Genomic DNA, 23,718 nt, shown 5'->3' with positions numbered 1-23,718 from the left:
CTTTACTTTATGTAGTTATAGGTAACGACTCAGCAGAAATCACGTCGTGAGACCTTTACCTATAACCACATCAAACTATGGGTATCTAAAACAAACAAACGGCTCCCAACTGTTACCAGCTAGGAGCCGAATGTGAATTATATCACACGATTACTCGTTGATCGTCAGTTTCTTTACATCGCCATTGCGAGTCACAGCTACGTAACCACCGGGAACCGCAATTGGAGCAACGGCAAAGCCACTACTGTTGACTTGCTGCATCGAGACAAACTCGCCGCTACTGCGATCAATCCAATATAAGTAACCTTCGCTGTCACCAACAACAACGTACTGATTAATCATGACTGGTGCTGTCACCAAACGATGCTCTAATTGCTCGTTTGACCACAACTCGGTGCCACTACGAGCATCAACCGCCACAATGTGGTCTTGGTCGGTCACAACAAACAAACGGCTACCGTCACTCACTAAGTCAGTTGAGGATGAATAGTTGCGCTTCCACGCCGCTTTACCCGATCGTAGATCGATGGCCGTCAACTGACCGTTATAGCCAACAATGTACAGTGTACTGCCTAAAATTAATGGAGATGCATCAACGTCGACTAGACGATCGATTTCTGTCGCACCTTGTGGCATACCAATTGGCTGCTGCCAAATGAGTTGTCCACGTTCGACAATAGCGGCGGCCAATCGACCATTAGCCGTACCCCAGAACACACCACCAGAGGCAGTCACAGGTGCACTGTTACCACGTAAAGTCAGACTTGGAACCTCTGTACTGATGGTCCATTTTACTTCACCGGTCACTTGATCCAGTGCCTGCAAGATGCCCTTGTTGGTATGGACAATAACAAGGTTGCTATCCGTTGCTGGTGCAGCGAGCACTTCACCATCAACGTCAGCTTGCCAATTTAACTCACCCGTTTCTTCGTTGAAGGCGAATAGACGCCCGTTTTCGCTACCGATGAAAATTTGACTGTACGCTGCCGTAATACCACCAGACAATCGAGCCGACACATCAGCTTCAACATTGGCTTCCCAAAGTGTTTTACCACTTTCAGGATCAAGTGCTTTAACCACGCCATCACGACCCGCGACAAACACTTTGTCGTAAGCATATTCAGGTGTCAGCTTTGAGTAGTATTGCCCTACACCACCACTGACTGAATTACTCCACTCAGATTTAGGTGTGAACTCGCTGTCCACTTGAGGAACTGGCGCCATGATAATGGTGTCTTCTTCACTAGCACAGCCCGCCAGTACGCCAACAAACATTGCCGTTGCAAGCGCCTTTTTAAGCATATTCTTCATGCTACGCCCTTACTTGGCTAGGTCATCCAGTTTCATTTGTAGAGCCTGGCTAGCATCACCAGATTGCTGCGCTTCTGTGTATGCAGAATACGCTGCTTGTGTATCGCCTTTACGCAACAAGATGTCGCCTTTCAACTCAGCAACACGACCTGCCCAACTTTGGTCAGTGATGTTGGCGAGTTCTGCGATAGCGGCATCAAACTCACCTTGCTCCGCTTTAACACGCGCAAGACGGTAGTTAAGTACCGCAGATACTGCTGCATCTTTGGTTGCAGACTTCGCCCACTCTAGTTGAGCCAACGCTTCATCCAGATTGCCCGCTTCAACTTGAACTTTAGCCAGTTGTAACGCAGCAAGCACTGAGTATTCAGTCTCTTTGTTGGCATCAATGAAAGCTTGAATATCGCCTTCTGCTGATACGCCTTTTTCTGCTAATGATTGTACCGCTTTGGTGTAGCTTTCAGACGCGGCTTCTTGAGCGGCTGTTACAGAATCTTGATAGTAACGCCAACCAAACAGACCGCCCAGACCAACAACCGCACCCAAAATGACTGCTTTGCCGTTCTCTTTCCACCAATCTTTGATCGCTTCTACTTGTTGTTCTTCAGTATCGTAGAGTTCCACTTCCTGTCCTCTTACATCTTTAAAAAGTGGCGACACTCATCACCACTTTTGAGAATAGATAAATTGTTTAAACTAGCTCAGATAGTTTTGCGATAACGTCTGCTTGGCTGTATGTATCTTGTGTACCACCAATCAGATCTTTCAGTACAACTGTGTTATCCGCAACTTCGTTTTCACCAAGAACCAATGCGACCGCTGCGCCGACTTTATCCGCACGCTTGAACTGCTTCTTGAAGTTACCACCACCAAAGTGGTTCATAACACGTAGACCTGGTACCTGCTCACGCAATGTTTCCGCTAGCTTCATACCCGCCATCATAGTGCCTTCACCCGCTGTGACCATGTAAACGTCAACGCTACGACGAACTTCAGTTAATTCCAAAGTTTCAAGCATCAATACTAGACGCTCTAGACCCATAGCGAAGCCAACAGCAGGTGTTGCTTTACCGCCTAACTGTTCAACCAGACCATCATAACGACCACCACCACAAACGGTGCCTTGTGCACCTAGGCTTTCAGTGATCCACTCGAATACAGTGCGGTTGTAGTAATCCAAACCACGAACTAAGCGTTCGTTAACTGTGTATTCGATACCAGCAGCGTCAAGAAGTTCACAAAGTCCTGCAAAATGTTCTTTAGACTCTTCACCTAGATAATCAGAAAGGCGAGGTGCATCGCCAAGAATCGCCTGTACATCTGGATTCTTTGTATCCAAAACACGTAGTGGATTGGTATGCATACGACGCTTACAATCATCATCAAGAACATCAAGATGCTGCTCTAAGAAAGCAATCAGTGCGGTACGGTAGTTCGCACGATCATCCAGCGAGCCAATAGAGTTAAGCTCAAGACGTACATGCTTATCGATACCCAGCTCACGCCATAAGCGCGCTGTCATCATAATAAGTTCAGCATCAACATCAGGGCCATCTAGACCAAATACCTCAACACCACACTGGTGGAACTGACGGTAGCGACCTTTCTGTGGGCGCTCATGACGGAACATCGGTCCCATGTACCACAAACGCTGCTCTGAGCGATCAATCAGGCTGTTTTCAATGCAAGAACGTACACAACCCGCAGTGCCTTCTGGACGTAGAGTCAGGCTATCGCCATTGCGGTCTTCAAAAGTGTACATCTCTTTTTCAACCACATCGGTTACTTCACCAATTGCACGGCGAAATAGATGGGTCATCTCAACGATTGGCATGCGCACTTCATTGTAACCGTATGCGCTGATTACGTTTTTCACTGTGTTTTCAAGTTTTTGCCACAGTGGTGATTGAGTTGGAAGGCAATCGTTCATGCCTCGAATTGCTTGGATTTTCTTTGCCACAATATCTACCGTTAGGTTAATTACTTAGCGTAATCTAGGTTGAGATTAATCTTGTACTTTAATGTCGATACGTTGTTTCTCGTCAAGAATCGCAGCCTTGGCACGAATCTTCGCTTCAAGTTGCGCGACGAGATCATTGTTATCAAAACGCTCTTTTTGACGTTTGCCGTCTTCGTAGAAAGCACTCTTCTTGTTGCTTCCTGCTAGTCCTAGATGCGACACTTCAGCTTCACCCGGACCGTTAACGACACAACCGATAATCGAAACATCCATCGGTGTAATAATATCTTCTAAGCGTTCTTCGAGTGCGTTGACCGTACCAATGACATCAAATTCTTGACGAGAGCAGCTCGGACACGCAATAAAGTTGATACCGCGTGAACGAATGCGCAGTGATTTCAGAATATCGAAACCAACCTTGATCTCTTCAACTGGGTTAGCCGCTAAAGAGATGCGCAGCGTATCGCCAATCCCTTCCGCTAATAACATACCAAGACCAACAGAAGATTTAACCGCGCCAGCACGAGCACCACCCGCTTCGGTAATACCTAAGTGCAGCGGCTGATCAATTTTCTTCGCCAGTAGTCGGTACGAATCGACAGCTAAGAAGACATCCGACGCTTTTACACTGACTTTAAATTGGTCAAAGTTGAGACGGTCTAGAATATCGACATGACGCATTGCTGATTCAACTAGGGCTTCTGGCGTTGGTTCGCCATATTTCATCTGGATATCTTTTTCCAGAGAGCCACCATTAACACCAATACGAATAGGAATATTTTTGTCGCGAGCACAATCGACAACTGAACGAATGCGCTCTTCGTTGCCTATGTTGCCTGGGTTAATGCGTAAACAGTCAACACCGTACTCAGCAACTTTAAGTGCGATTCGGTAATCAAAGTGAATATCCGCGACAAGTGGGACATTGACCTGTTGTTTGATCAGTTTGAATGCTTCGGCTGCATCCATAGTTGGTACAGAAACTCGCACTATGTCTGCACCGACATTTTCCAAAGCACGGATTTGAGCAACAGTCGCTTCAACGTCTGTTGTTCGGGTGTTGGTCATTGACTGTACTGCGATTGGTGCACCGTCACCAATAGGTACATCGCCCACGTAGATACGAGTCGATGGACGACGTTTGATCGGAGATTCGTATTGCATAGTAATTTCTAAGGTAAGTTGAATCTTGCTACTTTGCCTGAAGTATACCCAGAAAGGTCGACAGGTTCACTCGCTAATGTCATTGAAACGTTTTCAGGAGCACCTAAAATGACGCTATATGGCAAATTGCCACTTAATTCGAGCGTCTGCCCTGCTTTTTTCACACCAGTCGATAATGTTTTACCTGAAGAGTCCTTAACCTGGATCCAGCAATCATCTGAGAAAGTGAGTTTGAGCAGATTAACAACCGTGTCGGATTGCGTCGATTGAACTGACTCAGACACAGGCTCTGCTTCCGTAGTATTAACGTTTTGCTCTAGCTGTTTTTCAGGCTGAGCTTGTTTTGCAACTTCTGGGACAATTTCTGTCTCTAGAGGCGCTTGAGAATCTGGTTGTTCTAACACGGGTTCCACTTCTGGCACGTCATCGGCATTAGCATCGAGCGCAGCCTCTGGTTGCGGCTGCGCACTTTCTAAAGTGGTAAAATCGAGCTCTTGGTTAGCGGCCTGCTGTTCAAGCTCAATTTCCTGCTCTGTTTGGCTGGTTAAGTCGAGCATGGTCGTTTCTTGGTTTTGCCACCACCAAACGGAAGAGATACCAATAATGACCGCAAAGATCCCCCAAGTAAGGGTCATAATACGGCTGTCATGGGCTTCACGTTTGGTTTTTCGTGAAAAGCTCTTCATCTCCTGAGGTTCTGGCTTAGTTTCTTCACACCCGTCCAATGCGCAAAGGACGGCGGATTCTTCAATTCCTACCGCTTTAGCGTAAGAACGTAGATAACCGCGAGTAAAGGTCGCAACCTGATCAGAAGCAAAGTTGTTGTTTTCGATATTCTCAATGATTGAAAGACGGAGACGGAGACGGTCGGCAATTTGCTTTTGCGATAAACCAAGTTGCTCACGTTTGTTCTTTAATAGCGTACCCGCTTGTACTTTTTCTACTTGCTCTTCGCTAGCTGGAGTTTGTTGTTCAGCAGTCATGATGGTAATAATTCTCTTCTCGTTAGTGCCTTGCTAATTCGCATCTTAATTATTTATTTTTCGTTGAATGCGAGATAACCAAGCCCTGAAATAATTCGAGGTCAAAGCCTCATTTAATAAAAAGTTACGCTCCACTCAATAAACAGGGGAATACCCCGAAAGCGTTAACCTTTAATTCTAATAGATATCATAGATGAAACAACATAGAGAAAGTGCATATTTTACAAGCAGCTCAAGGTTTTTCGTTATTTTGACATAAATATCGCTACACGATGTAACAAAAAAGCCAGAGCGAGGCTCTGGCTTTAGTAAATTCTTACACGTGATTATGAAACCGCTTTAATTTCGATGGTCTCACCTTTTGCGGCTTTGTTCATCGCAGTACGTTTAGTACGGTCAATGACATCACCCACCAACTGACCACATGCTGCATCAATATCGTCGCCACGTGTTTTACGTACCGTGACTGTGTGTTCGTACTGCATCAACGTTTTCTGGAAGCGGTCGATACGAGAGTTGCTTGGCTTCTTGTATGGTGAACCTGGATACGGGTTAAACGGAATCAGGTTGATTTTACAAGGCGTGTCTTTGAGTAGCTCTGCCAACTCACGTGCGTGGTCCATGTCATCATTAACATGGTCAAGTAACACATACTCAACGGTTACCTTGCCGCGGTTAGCGTTTGAAGACGCAATGTAGCGACGCACAGATGCCAAAAAGTCCTGAATGTCCCAACGGTCATTGATCGGCATGATTTCACTACGAAGCTTATCATTTGGTGCATGCAGCGAGATCGCTAAAGCAACGTCAATTTTACCCGTCATCTGATCAAGACCAGAAACCACACCTGAAGTGGACACAGTAACGCGACGCTTTGAAAGACCGAAACCTAGATCATCTAGCATGATCTCAAGTGCTGGGATCAGGTTTTTCATGTTCAGTAGCGGTTCACCCATCCCCATCATAACGACGTTAGTAATTGGGCGACGACCAGTCTCTTTCTGTAGACCGATTTCACGTGCAGCACGCCAAACCTGACCAATAATCTCAGACACTTTTAGGTTACGGTTAAAGCCTTGTTGCGCCGTTGAACAGAACTTACACTCTAACGCACAGCCTACCTGAGATGAAACACAAAGCGTTGCACGGTCATCTTCTGGGATGTATACCGTTTCAACGTCTTGATCACCCACCTTCATAGCCCACTTAATCGTGCCATCAGAAGAGTGTTGTGCTTCCGCCACGGCTGGAGCTTTAATCTCACAACGAAGCTCAAGTTTCTCACGTAACTTCTTGTTAATGTTGGTCATGTCTTCGAAGTTATCAACACCGAAATGGTAGATCCACTTCATTACTTGATCTGCACGGAATGCTTTTTCACCGAGCTGGTCAGCAAAAAACTTACGCATACCTTGACGATCAAAGTCGAGTAGATTGATTTTTTCAGTGGTCATGTGGCCTCTCAAGCGACGGAACATTAAATAAGGGCGCGAATTGTACAGCCTTTACGCAGCGACAACAAGCATTGTAAAGCCACGTATTTATTAAGGCGTTAATATCGCAATGATTAAATTTTAAACAGCAATAATCAGTCCGCCTTTTTGACAGGCTGAATAGGAGAAAATTATTGGGCGACTTGCTTTATCTTCTCAACAATCGCTTTAAGACCATTACCTCTGGAAGGGCTCAGGTGTGCAATCAGACCTAGCTGTTCGAAATAGCCATCAGTATCAAAGCTCGCGATCTCCTGAGTGGTTTTGCCATCGAATGCAGCCAGCACCAGTGCAATCAGACCTCGAACAATACGTGCATCAGAGTCAGCACAGAAATACCACTTGTCTTCTAGCTGTTCGTGAACCAACCAAACCTGACTCTCACAACCTGCCACCGTCACATGTTGCGATTTTAGCTCTTCAGGCATCTGAGGTAGTTTTTTACCCCACTGGATAACCTGACGATAACGATCTTCCCAGCCTTTGAAACCTTGTATAGTCGCAATGATATCTTCAACGCTAATATCGTGGCCAAATGGAGATTGAGGAAACGACGACATAGAAAAATCCACCTGTTACTTACTGTGTTTTTGGATTAGCTTTTCAACAATGCGAGATACGGCAACAAAGCCAAAGGTCGCCGTCACTACCGTTGCAGCACCAAGGCCACTCGCACAATCCATACGTTTTGGGCCTTCCGCTGTCGACTTAACGCCACAAACCGTGCCGTCTGCTTGAGGGTATTTCAACTGCTCAGTTGAAAATACACAATCAATGCCAAACTTACGTGCTGGATTGGTTGGAAAATTATGATGGCGACGTAGCGTATCTTTGATTTTTTTCGCTAGTGGGTCCTGAATCGTCTTAGTCAAATCAGCGACCTTTATCTGGGTTGGATCAACCTGACCACCAGCACCACCAGTGGTAATGACTTTGATTTTGTTGCTACGACAGTAGGCAAGTAAGGACGCTTTTGCTTTTACGCTGTCAATCGCATCGAGTACATAGTCATACTCTTTACTCAAGTATTCGTGCTGATTGTCAGGAGTGATAAAGTCATCGATCAGATTGACTTTACATTCTGGGTTAATCAGCTTCACTCTCTCTGCCATCACTTCGATTTTACTTTGACCAACAGTACCAGACATAGCGTGGATCTGACGGTTAATATTGGTTACACACACATCGTCCATATCGATAAGTGTCAGTTGACCAATTCCGGTACGAGCTAAGGCTTCTACCGCCCATGAACCCACGCCACCAATACCGATGACACAAACGTGCGCAGCACGCAAAATCTCGACTTCACTGTTACCGTAAAGACGGCGAGTGCCACCAAAACGTTGGTTGTAATTATCAGAAGCTGGAGTATCGAGTTCGCGCATATTGGTTTTCCGCTTGGTACAAAAACAAAGAGTGCGATTTATACGCACTCTTCAATAAAAAGTCTAGATGAAGGAGACGAGTCCTTGTTCAACTATTGTCGCTTTTCCGGTGGCAATGCCCAAGGCGCTTGAGTCGTTGAGTTTTCAAGACCCAGCTTCCATACACGACCAAAGTGTTTGTAGTGCCCAGCTTCGATCCCCGCTCTCGGTCCCATGCCGTGATATAAATCAAGATGGTTCTGCTTTACAGCCCCACCGGTATCTAACACGACCAAAAGACGGAGCTGATGTGCACCACTCCATGAACCATCTGAGTTCAGCAGAGGTACTTCAGCCAATATAGGCGTCCCCATAGGAAAGATACTGCGGTCGCCAGCAACCGACGCCATAGGCAATAATGGAATTCCGGCAGAACCTGTTACTGGCGCATCCGCGCGCGGTTCAAAGAAAACAAATGATGGATTTTGCTCTAGAAGTTCACGAACAGTCTCTTCATCGTTTGCCAGAACCCATTCCTTGATCGCTTTCATTGACATTTTCTCGCGTGAAACGAGCTCTCGCTCAATCAACACGCGTCCAATACTCACGTACGCTTTGTTATTTTTGCCGCCGTAAGCGAAGTATTCCAAAGTATCGTCATCTTCAAAATGAACAAAACCACTGCCCTGAACCTCCATTAAAAATGGATCTATCATATTGGCAGCATAGCCGAGCTCTAATCCTTGTCCGCTAAGCGCACCATCATAAATTTGTGCACGAGTAGGACAATCACTTTCACAAGCGGGTTTACCATAAACCGGATATTTGAAGACCTCGTTCGGTTGATGACGAAGCTCCATGACTGGAGAAAAATATCCCGTAAATAGGACATTACCTTTTTTATCTCCACCACCTAGCTGTGCAGCCTGAATGCCGAAGTTAGCAAACTCTGTCGGCTCACCACTTTGAAGAATCCACTCATTGAGTTTTTCATACAAAGGTTGGTATGTGGCCGCCAATGAAGGCGAGTTATCGACGACCAATTCAGTCTGACGATGGAACTCAGTAAAGTCACGAGGTTTGTCAGACTCAACAAGTGAGGATTTATTCAAAATCGAATTGAATTCATCATCGATATATTGCTGAGCACGATCGGTAGGTTGCGCACAGCCAAACAAAACGCTGACTGCGGCGATAGGAAGATATTTTTTGAACACTAATTTTATTCCTTTCAAGCGATGCTAAGAGCATGACAAACTTGACTGAAATACGCAATTAGCCAGTCGTTAGGGAATGTTATTTTTAATCGTTTTCTGACAATCGATACACAGGCTGGTAGTGCGGCTCAGAGATAAGCTGTATCTCAGTCAGCTCTTCATTGAGCACTTTAAAGCGGCGCGTCTTGTTACCGACCTGAAATTCAAGGTATGTGCCATTCCAACTATAGCGAGTGTCGACAATACCACCATTGATAGCGACTCCCGCAGGTGTCACGACAAACGCTTCAGCAGCATAAGTCGCTACATCTTGTTCAGTCCAAGTCCCATAAAGATCCGACTTAGGGTATTTTTTCTCTAGATAGAAGTCATAAAGAACATTGGCCAGCATAACGGCACCAACAGCGGCGACGATCGCTAACAGCAAAATGGCTCGCTCTATGAGCTTCTTTTTACCCTTACTTACACTACTCACTTTCTTTACTACCTACCCATCACTAGTATGGAATTCACTCTCTAAGTGTCGTTCAAAATATAGACAACTTCGAACCAAATCTCCTAGCGCCGCTCAGAGTGACGCATTATTCACAAGTTCAGCTAGAAGAAACACTTATACCCAAGCCTAAAAACAATAGATCTAGACGCTAAAAAACGCTTGCCGAAAAAAGAATAAAATTGCAGTATATCTGTATATAAATTCATTACGGAAGATATTGTGAAGATTCGAAGTACAGCTCTGGTTAAGGGGTTCAGACAATCCGCTCCCTATGTCAATGCTCACCGAGACAAGACCATGGTTATCATGATCGGCGGTGAAGCTGTAGCAGATGGAAATTTTGCCAATATTATCAGCGATCTCGCACTGTTGCATAGCTTGGGCGTGAAAATTGTATTGGTCCATGGAGCGCGTCCACAAATTAACAATCTTCTTGAACAAAATAATCATCACACGCCTTACCACAAAGGTATCAGGATCACCGATGAGACATCTCTCAACTACGTCATGCAAGCCGCAGGGCAACTACAGTTGAGCATTACCGCACAGCTATCGATGAGCCTCAGTAATACGCCGATGGCCGGTACTCAACTCAACGTTGTCAGCGGTAACTTTGTCATCGCTCAACCGCTCGGTGTCGACGATGGCATCGACTATTGTCACAGTGGGCGCATAAGACGTATCGATGCACAAGGCATCAACCGTATGCTTGATCAAGGTTCGATCGTTTTACTTGGCCCTATCGCCAGTTCAGTGACCGGAGAATCTTTCAACTTACTCTCTGAAGAAGTGGCGACCCAAGTCGCAATAAAATTAAATGCCGATAAGTTGATTGGCTTCTGTTCTGAACAAGGCATCATTGATGAAAATGGCAACGCGGTCGCCGAGCTGTTTCCCAAAGACGCAGAACGGATTTTGTCTCGTCTGGAAAACGAACGCGGCAGAGACAATGACTCTTCTTCGGGGACTTTACGTTTCCTTAGAGCAGCAACAGCAGCATGTCGAGCGGGTGTTCCACGTAGCCACTTGGTCAGCTACAAAGTTGATGGCGCACTGATTCAAGAGCTTTTCTCTCTCGATGGTATCGGCACTCAGGTCGTTGAGGCGAGTGCAGAGCAAGTCAGACTTGCCGATATTGACGATATTGGCGGCATTCTTGATTTGATTCGCCCATTAGAAGAGCAAGGCATTCTTGTTAGACGTTCACGTGAGCAACTTGAGCAAGAGATTCATCAATTCACCATTATTGATAAAGATGGGCTAATCATTGGTTGCGCAGCTCTTTATCCTTATTCTGATGAGAAAATGGCAGAAATGGCGTGTGTGGCCATTCATCCAGAATACCGCGATGGAAATCGAGGACTGTTGCTGCTTAACCATATGAGATTGCAATCAAAAGCTCAGGGTATCGAACAAATTTTCGTCCTGACGACTCATAGTCTCCACTGGTTTAGAGAGCAGGGTTTCCATGAAATGGGTGTCGACTCTTTGCCATCACACAAGCAAAACTTATACAACTATCAACGTAAATCGAAAATACTCTCTTTACAGCTGTAAGACGTTGATATTCTCATAGTTGCGCTTAAGGCGGTGAATTTTCCTACATTATTCACTTTATTTCATTCGTCAGATTGTTTAAAATTCGAGCTCCCAAATTAATGGGAGCTAAATAGGATTCGCTTATCCGCTTAACTTATTCGCAAGTTAAGTCGCAAGGATTGCTTGAGGTAACTCACTACGTCACTTAGAGCAAACTGTCGATGAAAAAAATTATCTGTAACTCAGTCCAGAGTTTTTGGGATATGGCAGACAATGAACTGTTAGAAAATCTAGACGTTCACTGCGTCTTTCCCGTTACAGAAGGCTTAAAAGCATTCATTTTGAACTATCAAAAAAAATACCGCATTCGCAGTATTTCTTTCACTAAAGCACTTTAACTTTTGCATTCGATAACCACGGAAGGTTATCCATTCGCTTGCAACCGCTCTATCAATCCACTTGCTCGCTCAGTCCGAACCTTAATGCCTCTTTTCATCACTCTATCATCGACATACAAGCTCAAACGCTTCTTGGCTCGCGTGATCCCTGTATAGATCAACTCACGTGTTAAAATAGGGGTAAACTCAGGTGGAAGAATCATTAGAGTATGCTCAAACTCACTGCCCTGTGACTTGTGAATCGTCATTGCGTAGGCGGTTTCATGCTCTGGAACTCGACTTGGCAGCACCGATTTCACGCTACCATCCGGAAGTTCAAAAAAGACTTTCAACCTTGGCTGACTGTCTGACTGATCAAGCATACAGATACCAATGTCACCATTGTAAAGCCCTAGCGAATGGTCATTGCGTGTCACCATTACTGGTCGACCGTGATACCAAATTTCGTCCTGAACCTGAATAAGTTTACGTGCAGCCAAGGCGCGTTCAATACGCAGATTTAGCCCTTTAACCCCAAAGTCTCCCTCACGAATAGCACACAACAAACGACAGCGTGAAAATAGTTCCAATACGGCTTTCGCTTTATGAGCCGCGGTTTCAAGTTGACCGGTACTAGCATCGTGTTGCGAAATATTCATACGTTTGAGGTAGTCGCTGTACTCGTTGACTAGGGATTGAATTAATTGACTGTAGTGCTGACTATCGATAGGAAATCTCGCGATATCAGCAAACTCTTTTTGCCACACCCAATCGACTTTCTGCGCCGAGCCTGCGTTGACCGCCTGAGAAAGTTGACCGATACCTGAGCGTGCATCAAAACGGTAGCTCTTTTTGAGCATACACAAGCTATCGGCTATCGAAGGTTGAACATTATTTGTCTGAGCCAGTGTTGTATAGCCCGTTAAACGCGCCACTTGCGTCGCTTGTAACTGACTGAAGCCAAAATGGCTAAACGAACAAATATCCCCAAGCACCGCTCCCGCCTCTACCGAAGCAAGCTGGTCTTTATCGCCAAGTAAGATCAAACGCGCATGCTTAGGTAACGCATCAATCAATTTGTACATCATCGGCAGATCAACCATAGAGGCCTCATCGACGACAAGAATATCTAAGTGAAGTGGATTATCTTGGTTGTGTCGGAACTCTGCGCTGTTTGGTATCGCGCCCAATAGACGATGAAGGGTACTTGCATCTGTAGGAATCGCTTGCTTGAGCGCTAACGATACTGGCAAACCAGCGACCGCTTTACCTATCGATTCCGTCAAACGGGCTGCTGCTTTCCCCGTCGGCGCTACTAGTTTAATGGTTGGGTATTCATTATTGCTTTGTGCTTGCTCGATAAGCGCTGCAAGTAATTTGGTTACCGTTGTTGTTTTACCGGTTCCCGGTCCACCTGAAATCACCGCAAAACGCCGGCTCAGCGCAACCGCTGCCGCAACCTTCTGCCAGTTAACACAAGCAGCCATAGGGACCAACTCATCTAACACCAACAAATCAGAGACACTTTTCGCCGCAACAAGCTTTTGGTCTATGGTAGGCCAATCCAAGATTTCCTCACACACGACGTCTAGGTGATCGCAAACCATACGCTGACGAAGCACCGAATTTAGCTCTCCAGATTCAAAGCTTTTCTTAATATCTTCAAATAGATAGCGATAGTTTCTGGCAAAAAGATGATCGAGCAGGTCTGCGAGCTTTTGTACTTCAGTAGGCTTTTGGATCATAGGTGACCCAAAGCTATTTAAGCGTTCGGCTAGCGCGACTTCGTAGTGCCAATAGCGATGAAGGTAGAGCCGTTTACCATCAAATATTAGTGGCAGCGATTCTCCCATTGTTCCGACTAATGGCGCCGAACTAAGGCACTGATGCCAATCCACTCCGACCAAGATTTGATTAAGTTGATGGGCAGCCTCACCAAAAAGACCAAGCTTTGCACTGAGATCAACCACCTGTCCCTGAGCATCGTTCAATGGAAGACAAATATGACCTTTTCCTAACTCACTACTCACCACTCCGGCAATGAACCCCAGATATGGGTCATGAGATTGAGACTCGATGAATCGAGCAAATTGATAATCAAGTTGTCGGATACCGCCTTTCAGCGCTAACTGCTTGAGGGTTTGAACTAGATTCATCATGATCAAAGTAACTCCATCTGGCCTGCGCTATTTTGCTTCACATCAATCGCTTCACCATCGATCAGTTTGTCCATATCGGTCAAAAACTCCAAGCTCGGTTTGGCACTAAATACACCATGGTCACTCGCGCCATCCATACCTCTCAAAAACAGGTAGTAAACTCCACCAAAATGCTGCTCATAATCATAGTTGGCGATACGGCTGCGCAAAAAACGGTGCAGTGCTAAAGCATAAATCTGATATTGAAGATCGTAGCGATGATCGGCCATTGCCGTTCTTAATGCATCGCCGTGATAGAAACTCACCTCATCGCCAAGGTGATTCGACTTCCAGTCAAGAACGTAATACTTACCTTGGTGTTCAAACACCAAGTCAATAAAACCCTTCAACATACCTTGAACGGTGTGAAAACCGAGGTCACCCGCTTTGGCTGACAGCGGATCATGGCGCTGAATCGTTCGGTTAAGTGCTGGAGCCGAAAGCACTTCAATCGGTAATAAGAATTCCATCTCAACCAGTCGTTGATTAGGGCCTTTTTGTTTGAGTAACAAAGATTTACCATCTAAAGGTGTCGCTAACACTGTATCGATAAGTTGCTGAAGGACAGGCAGCCAATTGATGTCTAACTGCTCACTTTCTAATAGCTGGAGAATAATTTCACTGTTTTCAACGCTGGTCGCAGGCAGAGTGAACTCAACCTCTTCAAATAAGGTATGTAAGAAGGTGCCAGGTCTTGCTCCTCGCGGAAAAGTAAAAATCGACATTTCTGGGTCGGCAATCTCGTCTTGATCCTGTTCATCGGAAGAATCAATATCGAGGTGCATCAGATCAGTGAAGGCTTCATCGCTATGATGAGAGCCCTGCTTTACCAATCCTGAATAACTGGTAATCCGCCAGTTACGATCAATCTCATGGCTCAGTTCACTGGCTGTCAGTGAATGTTGAGACTCATTTAGTAAGCTAAACGGTTGTGAATGCTGTTGGGGCAACGCTGAAAGCACAACGCAATTCAATCCATCCACTTGCTTTTGAATAGCTATGGTTAAATCTTGTATACCGCCCTGTTGACCATCCTGAAGCAAATGCCCCATCGCACTATTGTGAACCCCCGTAGGCTCTTTGGTTGAACGCCCATTTCTCAACGGAGACGTGCCAATAAAACAACCATAAACCGCACGAGTTAAGGCGACGTATATCAAACGCAGATCTTCTGCCAAACGCTCTTTGTCGGCCTGAGCAAGCGACGAATCCTGCTTAGCGATATCTAAAATGGTTTGATCTTGCTTAGCATCGTAATACTTGGCTTCACTTGCTTCTCGATGACTCATAGCAAAAGGCAAGAAAACAAGATCATATTCAAGACCTTTTGACTTGTGAATCGTCACGATTTGCACCAAGTTGCGTTCTGACTCCAAACGCTGAATTTGCTCCTCGCTGCCTCCCAAACCATTTTGCGCGTCACTGATTGCCTGAGCGAGCCAACGCAACAAACCGTGGTCACTTTCCAACTCTTGGCTCGCCTGTTGTAAGAGCTCGCCAATATGCATTAAGTCAGTAAGATTGCGCTCACCCACCTCTTCTTCGAGCATACGTTCGGCAATATGACGCTTACTCATCACACTGCGCAGCATGGGTAGCACACCACGCTGACTCCATAGCTTGCGATACTCTTTGAATTCATTGATCGCACTTTCCCACTCATTCTCATCATTATTGAGCTTGTCGAGTGTTCCGGCATCAAGAGCAAAAATTTCTGAAGCAAGACTGGCACGCAAGGCACGGTCATTTTCAGGTGTAAGTACAGCTTGCAGCAAACGCTGAATATCTTGTGCGATCAAAGAAGTAAAAACGCTGTCACGGTTCGAAAGGTACACGCTCGCTATGCCCTGCTTGGCTAGCGCTTCTTTAACCATGCGACCTTCGCTACCTGTGCGAACTAGAACCGCTATATCACCGGCCTGTATCAGATGCTGCTTATCGCCATCAACGAAGTAAGCCCTCTGCTCTTGCGCCGCCGTTAGTACTGACTGTATCTGGTCAGCCGTGGCTTTGGCCATAGCTTGCAAATACTCACCTTTCGGTAGCGGTTTATCGTCAGCGTCTTGCAGCCAATAGGTCAGCGCAGGTTGCTTTTGGTCACCAATGAGCCAAGTGCGATTTTGAGCTTTAGGACTATGATTAACCGCAAGGAACGGAATGTCCTCATCATAAATAAATGGACTGGTCGGTAGTTCAAAAATCTGGTTTACAGCCGCCACCATATCTGCGCTTGAACGCCAGTTGGTTCCGAGGGTGAAGTGAGACGAAACCTGCTTACGAGCCTTGATGTATGTAAAAATATCAGCGCCACGGAAACCATAAATGGCCTGCTTAGGATCGCCGATCATGAACAACCCACATTGTGGATGGTTCAAATAAATTCGGCTAAAAATACTGTATTGCAGAGGATCGGTATCCTGAAACTCATCAATCATCGCAACCGGATATAGCGTCCGAATACGCTCCGCAAGCAATTCTGATTCATCGCTATCAATGGCAGCAGAGAGATTAGTTAACAGGTCATCAAACGATAACCACTGTTTTTGCTGCTTCGCTTTTGCCAGCATAGAACGGCAATGCTCTATTGCATGAGCAAGAATCGGCGCTTTAAGAGTGATCGGATTGGCAACAAATTCTTCGATCGCCGAAAATACAAGATGCTCTGGCGCCCGCCCTTTTGGCGTTTTATCAAACAGTACCTGCTGAGAAAAACGCTCCAGCTTGTCTGGAGAGTCGTAGCCCGTGGTATCGGACGCAGCCCAATGGTTGACCTCTTCCAGCCACGCTGGCAGGGATTTTTTGGTGTAGCTGCGTTTATTCACATCAGAATCATTGATGATGGCAAAAAGGTCATCCTGATGGCTTCGCCACAACTGTTTCAACTCATCAATACGTTCAAGATTTTGCTTATGCAGATCCGCCAGCGTGCCACTCATCGCTTTAACCGAAAGGCTTAACGGTGCTCCCGTTAAATAGTTACTGATATCGCGCAGCAGGTCAGAAGGAGCGTTCCATAGTCGACGAACTTCACCCGCCAAGTTCAGTGGCAGTGGATAAAAATTTCGCCGCCAATAGTCAGCAACCACTTGTGCTTTAAGGTGGCTTTCATCCGTGACAAACTCATTATTAAATCGACTGCCTGACTCAAACGCATTTTGGGTCAGCATACGCTGACAGAAACCGTGAATGGTATAGACCGCGGCTTCATCCATTTGCCTCTCGGCTTGAAGCAAGATATCAGCCGCCTGCTTATGATCATGAACCTCTTCAAGCAGAGGTTGGATCACAGGGTCATGACTTGTCCCTCGAGCAAACGCCAATCGTGCATCATGAATCCTCGCACGGATACGATCGCGCAATTCTGCCGTAGCCGCTTCCGTAAAAGTGACCACTAAAATCTGATCAACAGTTAAAGGGACTTGGTGCTTGGTTTCTGGATCACCATGACCCAAAAGCAATCTGAGGTATAAGCCAGCGATGGTAAATGTCTTACCCGTACCCGCCGATGCCTCGATAAGCCGGGCACCGTGCAAAGGAAAAGTCATGGCATTTAGCGGGGTCACCATCGACGTTGCTGTCATAAAAATTCTACCTTTCTAATCAAAACCCAAGATCCAAGTGTGATCTAGACTTAAAAATGATTGTAATTACGTTAAACGCCTAAATAGTTAGGACTTTATGGGATCTTTCTCACGGCAGAAGATTGTTCTAACCGCTAGTATCCGCGACATGTGTTGAACAAGTGACGTTAACTTTGGATTTAACCGCACTTGTGAACAACCAACCGAATCATGGTCCCTCTGACCTGTGGCCGTACAGCGAACGCCCTACACAATAATGATTTACTGGCGGCCACCTACTTTCCTCATACTATCAATCACTCAACATCTTCACGATTTTTTGCGGTTAAGCGCGGAGCCTGAAGCACCAATGCACTCATCATTCGTACTTGTGCTGCCAGCTCGTTACTCCAGTTCGGCCAAACTCGCGCGATATAAGAATTATTACCTTCACCAGCAGCCATAAAGCTGTCATTAAATGTGTCCGCCATTTTTTTCAGCGACTTCTCTTCATCGTCTACCCAATTACCACGGCTAAAACCCGCTTCAACACACGCTAAGGCGGTTTTAGGGAAATAGCACAACGGCTGCGTCATACCCTGATAGAACAGACGGATCAATTCAGCTAATAGTGACTTAGCATATGTCGAATCATTGACGGCTGGGTAAACCAGATGAACCACGCCCTCTTTACGATCGTAGCCAATCATGTGAGTGGGCTTATTTATACCCATCGCTGACATTGAGAGATGATCAATCCACGCGGCGAGGTAGTCTTGAGCACGAATGCTTCCGCTACGGTAGCGGATCAATCCAGATTGATAGTGTTGGGTCAGCCAGCCAGTAAGGTTGACGAGTTTATCCTCTCCCAGCACATCGAAGCTGAGTTTAATTTCCAAATCCTCATGTTCAGCACCACATAAGAAAGTTAATTTCTCGACCAATTCTTCAGCCTGAACGCGATTGGTTTCAAATTCAATATCACCGAACGCACCTACTGGCAGCTTGCCTTGAGCACGTTGTTGTTCAACAAAGCGTTTTATAACGGTTTGTGAATCTTGTTCACCTGCCAGTCGGTGCTTCAGCAAACTATCGAGCAGACCATCACGCATCTGATAGCTTTGCAGACCATTCAGTACGAAAGGCTCGTCATCTTCCATAACAGGCAGTGGCGGTTCAAATATTACTTTCAAACGGCGATTGAAAAAATACTGAACAGGTAAACGCCAAAAACGCTGCAACTCAACCAAATCCAATTCCAACGGATAAGTGGCATCGAGCAGATAATCCTCAAGCTGACGGTTAAACTCACTACCGCTTTGACCTTGTCTATTTGCAGCGGGCAGCCACTCTTTGGCATAGCTTGGCTGTTGACCGACAAATGCACTGGCACTAAATGGCACCATAGAATGGCGGTGAATCAACCGACGAAGTAACCCAACTCCAGACGCATCACTAGGCAACGACTCATCGCCCTCCAAACAATAGTTTTGCTGACAATATTCTGTTAACTCAGACACCAATACCGACGGGACGCGCTCAGTATTGTCCTGAATCGAACGGCCAACGTAGCTAATGTAAAGCGTTTGCTGCGCTGAAAGTATTGCTTCAAGGAACAAATAGCGGTCATCGTCACGACGAGAACGATCGCCTGGTTTGGTTCGACCATTCATTAGATCGAAACCTTCTGCGGGCATTGAACGAGGATAAACACCATCATTCATCCCCAACAAACAGACAACCTTAAATGGAATTGAGCGCATCGGCATCAAGGTACAAAAATTGACTTGTCCAGCTAAGAAGCGCTGACTGACTCTCGTTCCTGCGAGTTTATTGTGTAGATACTGAGCCACGATCGCTGGCGCTAAGGTTTGCTCAAAGGCGGCATCAGTAAGTTGCTCTTTAAGATTGGCCAAAGTATCTCGAATCGATTTCAATGCTGCCTCACCTTCCAACTCGACCAAGAAAAAATCATCGAGCAACAAGGTGAGGACTTCACGCCAGCGATCAATTGACTGGGTGGTTTGCAGTTGTTGGCGATAATCGCTGATGGTTTCAATAAAGTGCGCCAGCTTACCCGCTAGCTCGGCTCCCATGCCCTGAACTTCATTATAAGGGGCGATCGTTCCTGATTGAGATTCAAACAAACCAGCGCTATTTGGCATCGCGTAACCAAGTAACATACGCTCAATGCCGAATTGCCATGTATTTTGTTCGGTTGCCGGCAATTCAAATTCCTCACTCGTGGAGGCGTTCAATCCCCAACGAATACCTGATTCCTCAACCCACTGCTTAGCTAAAATAAACTCATCTTCGCTTAATTCAAATCGTGCTAGTACTGCTGGAGTTTCGAGTAATTCCAACAGCTCTGACGCCAAACAACGAGTATTCGGTAAGTTAACCAACTGCATAAAGGCATTAAGGATTGGACTTTCTTGATCTGCGGTTCGGTCGGATATTGAGTAAGGAATAAATCGTTCGCCCGGAGCATTCCCAAATACCGCCTGTATCGCAGGGCTATAGGCATTAATGTCCGACACCATAACAATAATATCGCGTGGTTTGAGCGCCGGATCTGAATCGAACATCGCTAATAGCTGGTCATGAAGCACTTCTACCTCACGCATCGGGCTATGACAAGCATGCAAGGTCAGCGACTTATCTTCCCAAACGATGACTTGCTTGTGTGTACTGGTCTCTAGTTGCTGGTCATTCTGGTGCTCTTCCAGATTGAGAATATCCGCTTGTAGATGGTGAAGTAGACTATCTCGTTCGATATCAACAAAAGCTTCGATCTCGTTCGATTCAAGCTGTGACAACAAATACATGTTATCGCGCCCCAACTTACCCATAGAAGCCAACAGGCTATTGCCAACCGCGTCGGTATGCAGTTCGTCGATGACGTTCTCTTCTAGACCGCCTTTTAACTGTTCGCTTTCGCCATGCTGTTCGGAGTGATCCTGATTCCATACCACATGCTTACGATGCTTAGCCGCTAAACGAGCAAGGAATTTTCTATCTCGCACTTCTCCCCAGTAGTAACGACAAGGATTGGTAAACATCAGATGAACGTCGATATGCTCACCAATAGCTTTTAACGCATCCATATAGCGCGGAGGCAAAGAAGTGATACCAAACACAAATAAGCGTTTTGGCAGATGATCAAAACTCGCCTGGCTGCTTTCTAAGGTATCAATAAAGTGCTCATAAAGATTGGCACGATGGTAAGGCGACTGACCAAGAGCGACCGTATGATCATAAAGTGCCTGCCATAGGATAGGCTGCCACGGATGTTCGTCCTCGAGTTCAAACACCGTCTGCCCAGCCTCCCAAGCGGCTATCCATTCTGGACGATAGACGAGATAGCCATCAAAAATATCGGCTATTTTTTCAGACAACTGATAGAGCTTAGATTTGTCATCATCTTGCTCTAAATAGTGTTTGAGTGGTTCAAACTCCTCGCGCCCGAGTAACTCAGGCAAAATCAGCATCAATTTCCAAGTCATTGACTCTTTGTTGAATGCACTGCGTTTGGGTACGTCAGGTAGAACCTGAGTAAACATATTCCAAATAAAAGTAGCTGGCAGAGGGAACTCGATGTTCGCTGCCACTCCAAACTCCTTGGCTAGCTCCATCTTTAGCCACTGAGACATCCCCGGGCTCTGAACTAAGATCTGCTCTTGCTCAAATGGGTTTGACAAAGGGTTAAGCCGTACAAGCTCGACAAGTAAGGATTTTAATATATCCACTTGATTGGAATGGTAGACAGTAAACAAAACACACTCACACTATTAATGCCGCAACTAGGGTGAGACTAGCACATGCAGCTAAATTTCGAGAGTGTTATAAGCGTATGATTTGGCTCGAATCAAAATACCCGCTCAAGCCTTAGACAGACAAGAGCGGGTAGGAGGAAGAAATTATCAACTCATTGTTAGAGAGCTAATTATTGAGCGATGAGATCTTTGTAAGCGATCGTTTTGCCTTGTGGCTTTTCATTAGCCAGCTTGGCTTTAGGCGCACCAGGTTGCGACAACCAGTACTGTGGATCTTTCTTCTCATTCAGTTTCGGACCACACTCACCTTGTGCACCACTACGCTCTAGACGCTGTAGTACACGGTCTTGTGCTTGCGCTAGACCATCCAATGCTTCCTGAGGCGTTTTCTCGCCACTTGCCGCTTCAGAAACATATTGCCACCATAGCTGTGCTAGCTTCGGATAGTCAGGAACGTTGGTTCCCGTTGGCGTCCACTGCTTACGTGCATCACTGCGGTAAAACTCAACCAAACCGCCGAGTTTCGGCGCAACTTCTGTCATAGCATCAGAGTTGATGTCTGATTCACGAATTGGAGTCAAACCAACCAGCGTTTTCTTCAAACTCACTGATTTCGATACCACAAACTGAGCGTATAACCACGCTGCCTGACGGCGGTCAAGTGGTGTGCTGTTTAGGAATGTCCAAGAACCTGCATCCTGATAACCCAGCTTCATGCCTTCTTCCCAGTAAGGACCACGTGGCGAAGGTGCCATACGCCATTTTGGCGTACCATCTTCATTCACGACCGGTAGTCCAGGTTTGGTCATGTCAGCAGTAAAAGCGGTGTACCAGAAGATTTGCTGAGCAATGGAACCTTGCGCCGGAACTGGACCTGCTTCACCAAACGTCATGCCCTGAGCTTCTGGTGGTGCGTACTGCTTGAGCCAGTCTACGTATTTAGTTGTCGCATACACTGCGGCTGGGCCATTGGTTGCACCGCCACGAGCGACATCTGAACCGACTGGTTTACAGCCTTCAATACGAATGCCCCACTCGTCAACCGGTAGACCATTTGGAATACCCTTATCGCCAGCACCAGCCATTGAGAACCATGAGTCAGTGAAACGCCAACCTAGAGAAGGATCTTTCTTACCGTAATCCATGTGTCCGTACACAGGCTCACCATCGATAGTCTTCACTTTATCGGTGAAGAACTCTGCAATATCTTCATACGCAGACCAGTTCAATGGAACACCGAGTTCATAGCCGTACTCTTTTTTAAACTTGGCTTTTAGATCTTCGCGCTCAAACCAGTCCGCACGGAACCAGTATAAGTTCGCAAACTGCTGATCAGGAAGTTGATACAATTTACCGTCAGGCCCCGTTGTGAAATCCAAACCAATAAAATCAGGCAAATCCAAATATGGGTTAGTAACGCTTTTTCCTTCACCAGCAATGAAGTCTGAAATAGGTACAACTTTTCCGTAACGAACGTGAGTACCAATTAAGTCGGAATCGTTAATGTAGCCATCATAGATGTTACGGCCAGTCTGCATCTGAGTTTGTAGTTTCTCAACGACGTCACCTTCTTGAATTAGGTCATGATTCACCTTAATTCCGGTAATTTCATAAAATGCTTTCGCCAAAACTTTCGCTTCATACTCGTGCGTTGTGATGGTTTCAGAGGCAACATTAATTTCCATACCTTGGAAAGGCTTAGCAGCATCAATGAACCACTGCATCTCTTGCGTTTGTTCCTCTTTCGACAGTGTCGAAGGAGTAAACTCTTCACTCATCCACTTTTTCGCTGCTGCTATATCAGCCAATGCAGCAGGAGAGATTGCAGCAAGCGCAAATGTCAGCGCCAAACTACGTGCAAGGTAAGACTTTTTGATATCCTTTTTCATTCTTGTGTAACTCCAGTTATGAGTATTCTGTCTCTTACGTTATTGATTACGCTCATGACCCTATGACTATGGCTTACTGTCAGCTTGGTCAGGAGCACATGTCAGTCAGTTGTTGTTATCCCCATTTCAAAACCGTACCCAGCCAAACTACGCAGATCGTAAATGGCACCCAAATTGTCAGTTCAGTAAACCCAATAAATCCCAAGTGGATAAAAGCGGAGCTTAATAAACCGATAAACAGCCGATCACCACGAGTGGTTGTGATCGGAAGGAATCCTTTGCGCTCAATACATGGTGTACGAATTTCTCGAACCGTCATCGTAAGCAAGATCAGAGCTATTCCTAGGAAGAACAGTGCTGAAGGTGTAGTCCATGCCATCCAAGCCATAAT

17 protein-coding genes are annotated in these 23,718 nt (G+C 45.9%); 2 read left to right on the top strand and 15 right to left on the bottom strand.

The features are described 5' to 3' along the window. Positions 1 to 150: 150 nt before the first annotated feature. From bamB to DA100_RS01240, 10 genes are all read right to left on the bottom strand, one after another. On the bottom strand, positions 151 to 1,311 hold the full coding sequence (bamB, locus tag DA100_RS01285; protein ID WP_138970496.1) for an outer membrane protein assembly factor BamB: 1,161 nt from the start codon (positions 1,309 to 1,311) through the stop codon (positions 151 to 153). A gap of 9 nt (positions 1,312 to 1,320) precedes the next feature. Then, a complete protein-coding gene (locus DA100_RS01280; RefSeq protein ID WP_138970508.1) occupies positions 1,321 to 1,935 on the bottom strand; it encodes a YfgM family protein in 615 nt (204 codons plus the stop codon). A 67-nt stretch (positions 1,936 to 2,002) separates the two neighbouring features. Further along, positions 2,003 to 3,271: a histidine--tRNA ligase gene (hisS, locus tag DA100_RS01275; RefSeq protein ID WP_138970495.1), complete on the bottom strand. Its 1,269-nt coding sequence runs from the start codon at positions 3,269 to 3,271 to the stop codon at positions 2,003 to 2,005. 45 nt (positions 3,272 to 3,316) lie between these two features. Next, entirely contained in the window at positions 3,317 to 4,435 is a 1,119-nt protein-coding gene (ispG, locus tag DA100_RS01270; RefSeq protein ID WP_138970494.1) for a flavodoxin-dependent (E)-4-hydroxy-3-methylbut-2-enyl-diphosphate synthase, read from the bottom strand. Between the two features lie 8 nt (positions 4,436 to 4,443). Beyond that, positions 4,444 to 5,418: a cytoskeleton protein RodZ gene (gene rodZ / locus DA100_RS01265; RefSeq protein WP_138970493.1), complete on the bottom strand. Its 975-nt coding sequence runs from the start codon at positions 5,416 to 5,418 to the stop codon at positions 4,444 to 4,446. Positions 5,419 to 5,744: 326 nt separating this feature from the next. Next, a complete protein-coding gene (locus DA100_RS01260; protein WP_138970492.1) occupies positions 5,745 to 6,872 on the bottom strand; it encodes a bifunctional tRNA (adenosine(37)-C2)-methyltransferase TrmG/ribosomal RNA large subunit methyltransferase RlmN in 1,128 nt (375 codons plus the stop codon). 170 nt (positions 6,873 to 7,042) lie between these two features. After that, positions 7,043 to 7,471, bottom strand: coding sequence for a cysteine desulfurase sulfur acceptor subunit CsdE (csdE, locus tag DA100_RS01255; RefSeq protein WP_138970491.1), 429 nt, complete (start codon positions 7,469 to 7,471; stop codon positions 7,043 to 7,045). A 15-nt stretch (positions 7,472 to 7,486) separates the two neighbouring features. After that, the gene (gene tcdA, locus DA100_RS01250) at positions 7,487 to 8,296 is read right to left on the bottom strand and encodes a tRNA cyclic N6-threonylcarbamoyladenosine(37) synthase TcdA (RefSeq protein WP_138970490.1); all 810 of its coding nucleotides are present in this window, start codon (positions 8,294 to 8,296) and stop codon (positions 7,487 to 7,489) included. A gap of 92 nt (positions 8,297 to 8,388) precedes the next feature. After that, positions 8,389 to 9,492: a murein transglycosylase A gene (mltA, locus tag DA100_RS01245; protein WP_138970489.1), complete on the bottom strand. Its 1,104-nt coding sequence runs from the start codon at positions 9,490 to 9,492 to the stop codon at positions 8,389 to 8,391. Positions 9,493 to 9,577: 85 nt separating this feature from the next. After that, entirely contained in the window at positions 9,578 to 9,967 is a 390-nt protein-coding gene (locus DA100_RS01240) for a DUF2850 domain-containing protein (RefSeq protein ID WP_138970488.1), read from the bottom strand. Between the two features lie 240 nt (positions 9,968 to 10,207). On the opposite strand from DA100_RS01240, the gene argA reads away from it, so the two are divergent. Next, positions 10,208 to 11,545, top strand: coding sequence for an amino-acid N-acetyltransferase (argA, locus tag DA100_RS01235; RefSeq protein WP_138970487.1), 1,338 nt, complete (start codon positions 10,208 to 10,210; stop codon positions 11,543 to 11,545). 203 nt (positions 11,546 to 11,748) lie between these two features. Further along, on the top strand, positions 11,749 to 11,925 hold the full coding sequence (locus tag DA100_RS20825) for a hypothetical protein (protein WP_171052109.1): 177 nt from the start codon (positions 11,749 to 11,751) through the stop codon (positions 11,923 to 11,925). Positions 11,926 to 11,951: 26 nt separating this feature from the next. Here the strand turns inward: DA100_RS20825 and recD are convergent, their stop codons facing one another. From recD to DA100_RS01210, 5 genes are all read right to left on the bottom strand, one after another. After that, positions 11,952 to 14,063, bottom strand: a complete 2,112-nt coding sequence (gene recD / locus DA100_RS01230; RefSeq protein WP_138970486.1) for an exodeoxyribonuclease V subunit alpha — start codon at positions 14,061 to 14,063, stop codon at positions 11,952 to 11,954. Positions 14,064 to 14,065: 2 nt separating this feature from the next. Continuing rightward, a complete protein-coding gene (recB, locus tag DA100_RS01225; RefSeq protein ID WP_138970485.1) occupies positions 14,066 to 17,683 on the bottom strand; it encodes an exodeoxyribonuclease V subunit beta in 3,618 nt (1,205 codons plus the stop codon). A gap of 296 nt (positions 17,684 to 17,979) precedes the next feature. Then, positions 17,980 to 21,438, bottom strand: a complete 3,459-nt coding sequence (recC, locus tag DA100_RS01220) for an exodeoxyribonuclease V subunit gamma (RefSeq protein WP_138970484.1) — start codon at positions 21,436 to 21,438, stop codon at positions 17,980 to 17,982. Positions 21,439 to 21,608: 170 nt separating this feature from the next. Further along, positions 21,609 to 23,327, bottom strand: a complete 1,719-nt coding sequence (locus DA100_RS01215) for an ABC transporter substrate-binding protein (RefSeq protein ID WP_138970483.1) — start codon at positions 23,325 to 23,327, stop codon at positions 21,609 to 21,611. Between the two features lie 115 nt (positions 23,328 to 23,442). Further along, positions 23,443 to 23,715: a DUF2160 domain-containing protein gene (locus tag DA100_RS01210; protein ID WP_138970482.1), complete on the bottom strand. Its 273-nt coding sequence runs from the start codon at positions 23,713 to 23,715 to the stop codon at positions 23,443 to 23,445. Positions 23,716 to 23,718 lie beyond the last annotated feature (3 nt).

It is taken from the genome of Vibrio sp. Hep-1b-8, assembly GCF_006124995.1.
In the GTDB taxonomy this organism is placed as follows: Bacteria; Pseudomonadota; Gammaproteobacteria; order Enterobacterales; family Vibrionaceae; genus Vibrio.
The sequence above is the reverse complement of the archived record's forward strand: the minus strand, read 5'-3'. Positions and strand labels throughout refer to the sequence as shown.

Excerpts from the sequence above, each read along its gene's own strand:
- bamB (WP_138970496.1), bottom strand. The coding sequence starts at position 1,311 with ATGAAGAATATGCTTAAAAAGGCGCTTGCAACGGCAATGTTTGTTGGC.
- ispG (WP_138970494.1), bottom strand. The coding sequence starts at position 4,435 with ATGCAATACGAATCTCCGATCAAACGTCGTCCATCGACTCGTATCTAC.
- rodZ (WP_138970493.1), bottom strand. The coding sequence starts at position 5,418 with ATGACTGCTGAACAACAAACTCCAGCTAGCGAAGAGCAAGTAGAAAAA.
- DA100_RS01260 (WP_138970492.1), bottom strand. The coding sequence starts at position 6,872 with ATGACCACTGAAAAAATCAATCTACTCGACTTTGATCGTCAAGGTATG.
- csdE (WP_138970491.1), bottom strand. The coding sequence starts at position 7,471 with ATGTCGTCGTTTCCTCAATCTCCATTTGGCCACGATATTAGCGTTGAA.
- tcdA (WP_138970490.1), bottom strand. The coding sequence starts at position 8,296 with ATGCGCGAACTCGATACTCCAGCTTCTGATAATTACAACCAACGTTTT.
- DA100_RS20825 (WP_171052109.1), top strand. The coding sequence starts at position 11,749 with ATGAAAAAAATTATCTGTAACTCAGTCCAGAGTTTTTGGGATATGGCA.
- recD (WP_138970486.1), bottom strand. The coding sequence starts at position 14,063 with ATGATGAATCTAGTTCAAACCCTCAAGCAGTTAGCGCTGAAAGGCGGT.
- recB (WP_138970485.1), bottom strand. The coding sequence starts at position 17,683 with ATGACAGCAACGTCGATGGTGACCCCGCTAAATGCCATGACTTTTCCT.
- DA100_RS01215 (WP_138970483.1), bottom strand. The coding sequence starts at position 23,327 with ATGAAAAAGGATATCAAAAAGTCTTACCTTGCACGTAGTTTGGCGCTG.
- DA100_RS01210 (WP_138970482.1), bottom strand. The coding sequence starts at position 23,715 with ATGGCTTGGATGGCATGGACTACACCTTCAGCACTGTTCTTCCTAGGA.